The 5,152-nt window shown below is 67.1% G+C and carries 5 protein-coding genes; all 5 read right to left on the reverse strand.

What is annotated here, in order from left to right:
• On the reverse strand, positions 1-386 hold a 386-nt coding region (locus IBX53_RS14405), incomplete at its 3' end, for a carboxymuconolactone decarboxylase family protein (protein ID WP_290910558.1).
• Between the two features lie 26 nt (positions 387-412).
• Entirely contained in the window at positions 413-1,360 is a 948-nt protein-coding gene (locus IBX53_RS14410; RefSeq protein ID WP_290910561.1) for a D-2-hydroxyacid dehydrogenase family protein, read from the reverse strand.
• Positions 1,357-3,312 carry a TRAP transporter fused permease subunit gene (locus IBX53_RS14415; RefSeq protein ID WP_290910564.1) on the reverse strand — a complete coding sequence of 652 codons (1,956 nt, stop codon included), beginning with the start codon at positions 3,310-3,312 and terminating at the stop codon, positions 1,357-1,359. Before IBX53_RS14415 ends, IBX53_RS14410 begins: the two co-directional genes overlap by 4 nt.
• Positions 3,313-3,411: 99 nt before the next feature.
• Positions 3,412-4,398 carry a TAXI family TRAP transporter solute-binding subunit gene (locus IBX53_RS14420; RefSeq protein WP_290910565.1) on the reverse strand — a complete coding sequence of 329 codons (987 nt, stop codon included), beginning with the start codon at positions 4,396-4,398 and terminating at the stop codon, positions 3,412-3,414.
• 217 nt (positions 4,399-4,615) lie between these two features.
• Positions 4,616-5,152 (reverse strand): LysR substrate-binding domain-containing protein (locus IBX53_RS14425; protein ID WP_290910567.1); only part of this gene is annotated, 537 nt, incomplete at its 5' end.

Genomic DNA, 5,152 nt, shown 5'->3' on the forward strand with positions numbered 1-5,152 from the left:
TCCTCTCGCCAGGCGGCGATCACCTCGCGGGCGGTACGCAGCCCGTCGATGGCGGCCGGGAAGCCGCAGTAGGGCACGCACTGCAGCAGCACCTCGCGGATCTCCTCCTCGCTGCAGCCGTTGTTCAGGGCGCCCCGCAGATGCACCTTGAGCTCGTGGGGGCGGTTCAGCGCCACCAGCATGCCGATGTTGATCAGGCTGCGGGTGGGGCGCGCCAGTCCCGGTCGGTTCCAGATGTCGTTCCAGCAGTTGCGGGTCACCAGCTCCTGCATCGGCCAGCCGAAGTCGTCGGCATTGGCAAGGGCGGCGTCCACGTAGGCGTCGCCCAGCACCTCGCGCCGGGTGGCCAGGCCGTTGGGGTCGAGATCATCCTGTCGGTCGCTCATGTCATGGCTCCTCACATCACGGCTTTTCACTCGGCCAGGTTCCTGATGGGCTCGCCGGCGGCGAAGGCCAGCAGGTTGTCGAAGGCGTCGCCGAAGTAGAGCTCGTAGCTGTCCTTCTCCACGTAGCCCAGGTGGGGCACGCCGAGGAAGTTGGGCAGTTCCAGCAGCGGATGGCTGACCACCGGCTCGTCATCGAAGACGTCCGCGGCGGCCATGCCCGGGCGTCCGGCGCGCAGCGCGGCCTCAAGGGCGCCGGGGGCGATCAGCTGGGCGCGTGCGGTGTTGACCAGCAGCGCCGTGGGCTTCATGCGGGCCAGGTCCTCGGCGGTGACGATGCCCTGTGTGCCCTCGTTCAGGCGCAGGTGAAGGCTCAGCACGTCGCTGCGCGCGAAGAATTCTGCCTGGCTGGCGGCCACCTCGAGGCCCGCCTCGGTGGCCCGCTGGCGGGTGCCCTCGCGGCCCCACACCAGCACTTCCATCTCGAAGGCCTGGGCGTAGCGGGCCATCAGCTGGCCGATCTTGCCGTAGCCGAAGATGCCCAGGGTGCGGCCCTTGAGGCCGGTGCCCAGGGTGCGCTGCCAGCGGCCGGCCTTGAGGTTGGCGGCCTCCTCGGGGATGTGGCGCATGGCGGCCAGCACCAGGGCCCAGGTGAGCTCGGCGGCGGCGAAGGGCGAACCGGTGCCGGCCATCACCGTGACCCCCCGCGCCTTGCAGGCGCCCAGGTCCACGTGGGCGGCCCCGCCGCCGGTCTGGCTGATCGCCCGGAGGTTGGGCAGGCGCTCGAGCAACTCGGCGGTGATCGGCGTGCGCTCGCGGATCAGCACCAGGGCCTCGGCGTCGCGGAAGCGCGCCTCAAGGGTGTCGAGGTCGGTGACGGTGTCGTTGAACACCGTGACGTCGTGGCCCTCCAGCCGGGCGAAGGCGTTCAGATGGCGCACGCAGTCCTGGTAGTCGTCGGGAATCACGATCCTCATCGAGCGGGCTCCTTGTCGGGGGCGGTGGGCAGGGGGGCCCCCGCCTGGCGGTTTTTCAGGTATTGCCAGGCGAACAGGCCACCGATCAGGGCGATGCCGGCAAAGTCGGTGATCAGCTCGCCGCTGATCAGCATCAGCGCCGCGGCCAGCAGGAGGCCACGTTCCAGCCAGGAACAGGGGCGCAGGAAGTAGCCGATGGTGGAGGCGGCCAGGGCGATGATGCCGAGCACCCCCGACCCCACCGCCAGGGCGATCTCCATCACCGTGCCGTTGCCGAGCAGCGGCGGGTGGTAGATGAACATGTAGGGGATCAGGAAACCGCCCAGGGAGATCTTGGTGGCGGTCAGCGCCGTGCGGAACCAGTGGGAGCCGGCGATGGCGCCGCCGATGTAGGCGGCCAGCGCCACCGGCGGGGTGACCCCGGAGAGGATGGCGAAGTAGAGGATGAACAGGTGGGCCGAGAGACTCGGCAGGCCGGCCTCGATGAAGGCCCCCGCCACCACCGAGGCGGCCAGCATGTAGGCGGCCACGGTGGGCAGGCCCATGCCGAGGATGATCGCCACCACCATGGCCAGCAGCAGGGTGATCAGCACGTCGCCGCCGCTGACCACCAGGATCACCGAGGAGACCTTGAGGCCCAGGCCAGTCAGGCTGATCACCGAGGCGATGATCGCCACGCTGCCGATGATCACCGCGATCATGGCGGCGGTCATGGCGCCGGCCTCGAGCGCCGCGGGCAGCGACCTGAGGCGTTCCACGAAGGTGCCCGGGCTGCGCCAGGAGAAGAGGTAGAGCGCCATGGCGGTGAAGTAGGCGGCCACCGCTGAGGTGGTCGGGGTGTAGCGCATTACCAGCAGGGTGATCAGCACGGCCAGCGGGATCACCAGGGTCTCGATGTTGAACAGGCCCTGGCGCAGGGTGGGCCGCTCCGACTTCGGCATCGGGTTGAGGCCCAGGCGCTTGGCCTCGAAGTGCACGCTCATCCAGATGGCGAGATAGAAGAGCAGGGCCGGGATCAGGGCGGCGCCGATGATCTCCAGATAGCTGGTGGAGATGACATCGGCCATGACGAAGGCGGCGGCGCCCATGATCGGCGGCAGGATCTGCCCGCCGGTGGAGGCGGAGGCCTCGGTGGCGGCGGCGAAGCGCGGGCTGTAGCCGTTCTTCTTCATCATCGGGATGGTGAACACCCCGGTGGTGGCGACGTTGGCGGCGGTGCTGCCGCTGATGCTGCCGAACATGGCACTGCACAGGGTGGCGGCCTTGGCCGGCCCGCCCGACATGCGTCCGGTGAGGGCATTGGAGAGGCGCATGAAGGTGTCGCCGCCGCCGGTGGTGACCAGCAGGGCGCCGAACATGATGAAGATGACGATCACCGTCGATGAGGTGCGCATCAGGCTGCCGTAGACGCCGGTGGGGCTCAGGTAGAAGGTGGCCACCAGGTCGTCCCAGCGGAAGCCGCCGTGGCCCCAGACGCCGGGCAGGTGCTGGCCGAAGGCGGCGTAGGCCAGGGCGATCAGCACGAGGATCGGGAAGGCCAGGCCGATGGCGCGGCGACAGGCCTCGAGCAGCAGCAGGATCGCCGAGATGCCGAAGACAATGTCCAGTGTGGTGGGCATCAGGTAGCCCAGCTGGTAGAGAATGCGGTCGAAATGGATCACGTAGTAGGCGCTGACCACCGCGCCGAGGAGGATAGGCGCCAGGTCATACCAGGGAATGCGATTGGCGTCGCGCGCGCGACAGCTGTAGGCCAGGAAGATCAGCGGCAGGGCGAACAGCAGGTGGATGGCGTTCTGGGTGTTCACCGGGCCGGTGAGGGCCGTGTAGAGGTGAAACAGTGCCATGGAGACCGCGGCGAGGCGGGTCACCAGGAACCAGAAGCCCGTCAACTGGCGCTTGCCCGAGTCCTCCGAATATTTCTCGACGACGTTGGAATTTGCTGGGGTGTCCATCGGATGACTCCCGCACCGCGGCAAGAGGGGAGGGCGGTGCGTCAGGGTAAAGGCATCGGGAAACCCCCGCGGGCACCTGGCCCGCGGGGGCAGGGGGGATTACTGCGCTTCGGGCGGAATGACGTCCTCGGGGATCTCGAGGCCGAGGTCGTCACGGTAGTAGCGCAGGGCGCCGGCGTGCAGCGGGAAGGTGGCGTTGTCGATCACGTGCTGCGGGGTCACCCCGTCGGCCGGCTTGAAGGAGTTGGCCACCTGCTCGTGGTTCTCCCAGTACGCCCTGGTGATCGCGTAGACGGTGTCTTCATCCAGGCTGGCGTTGGCCGCCACGCCCATGTAGATCCCCAGCGACTGCGCCTCGCTCATGCCGGTGTAGGTGTCGGCGGGGACCAGGGTCGGGGTCAGGAAGGGCAGCTCCGCGGTGACCGCCTCGACCTGCTCGTCGGAGAGCGACAGCAGCTGCAGGGGGCGCGAGGCGTGCACCTCGGTGAAGGCCGGGATCGGTGGCACGCCGTTGTAGCTGAAGCCCACCAGGCGGCCGTCGGTCACCCCCTCGGCGGCGTCGTTGATGCGCATGCGCTGGAAGTCGGGCTCGACACCCAGGATGCCGAATACCAGCTCGGTGATGTACTCGCCGCCGCCGCCGATGCTGCTGGGGTTGAAGCGCGCCCCGTTGAGGTCCTCGAAGGTCTCGATGCCGCTGTCCTGGCGTATCGCCCAGTGCATGGTGGAGGGGGCGATCCAGTAGATCAGGCGGGCGTCGGGGTTCGGGGTCTCCTCGAAGCGGCCGATGCCGTTGAACATCTCGTAGCCCACCAGCGCCTCGGTGAATGCCAGGTCGAGCTCGCCGCGGGAGAGGCGGATGGCGTTCTCGCGGGTGCCGCCGGTCTCGCGCACGGTGATCTCATAGGGGGTGTTTGCGCTGATCACTCGGGCGCCCTCGGAGATGCCGAAGAACCAGCCGGTGCCGGTGGGCGCGGCGCCGATGTTCAGCGCGGTATCGGCCTGTGCGCTCGAGACGCCGAGGCTGCCGATGGCGATGAGTGAGGCGGGGAGCAGCAGGCGTGCCTTGCGGGATAGCGATGTCATTGGTGAGTTCTCCTGGCTTTTGGAATGCCGATTGCCTGTTGTTATAGTTCGTGATGGTGTTGTCGTTCGATGGCTCGCCGTCGCCTGCGGGACGAAGGCAGCGCGCCAGCTTCCATTGATACCCTCCCGGTATCAGCCTGTACATTGGTGATTCATGAAGCCGCCTTCTCCAAACAAGAAGGCAAGAAAAGACCCATTTTCATGCCGCATTGCAGCGTTAAAATATCGCCTCGTGTGGTTTGGTGATCTCCGGTATCACCCGCTGGTAGCGGCGGATTCGATCAGGTGGTCGATGAACATTACTTGTGGCCCTCAGCAGTTCCAGGTTGATGGCGCTGGAGGTGTGAAGCCCGACGTGGGGAAAGTCGAGGCACTCGCGGAAATCGATAGTCTCACGCTCTGCCAGCGGGTGGTTCTGGGGCGTGACCAGCACCAGGTCGTCCACATGGTAGGGAAATTCCACCAGATCGTAGCCGTGGGGAAGTCGGGCACAGACGCCGATGTCGGCATTGTTGCTGACCACCTCGCGGGTGATGATCGGGCTGACTTTTTCCTCCAGCTGAACGCCGATATCGGGGTGCTTTTCGAAGAACAGCTGGGTCTCGGTGGGCAGGTACTGGGTGATGGCCGACATGTTGGCAAACACCCTGACGATGCCCCGATTGCCGCTGGAGTACTCGCGCATCTGCAGCTCGAGATCCTCCAGGTTATGCAGCACGCCCCGCGACAGGTTGAGCAGGGCGTTGCCGGCCGG

It is taken from the genome of Halomonas sp. (genome assembly GCF_014859505.1).
GTDB lineage: Bacteria > Pseudomonadota > Gammaproteobacteria > Pseudomonadales > Halomonadaceae > Halomonas.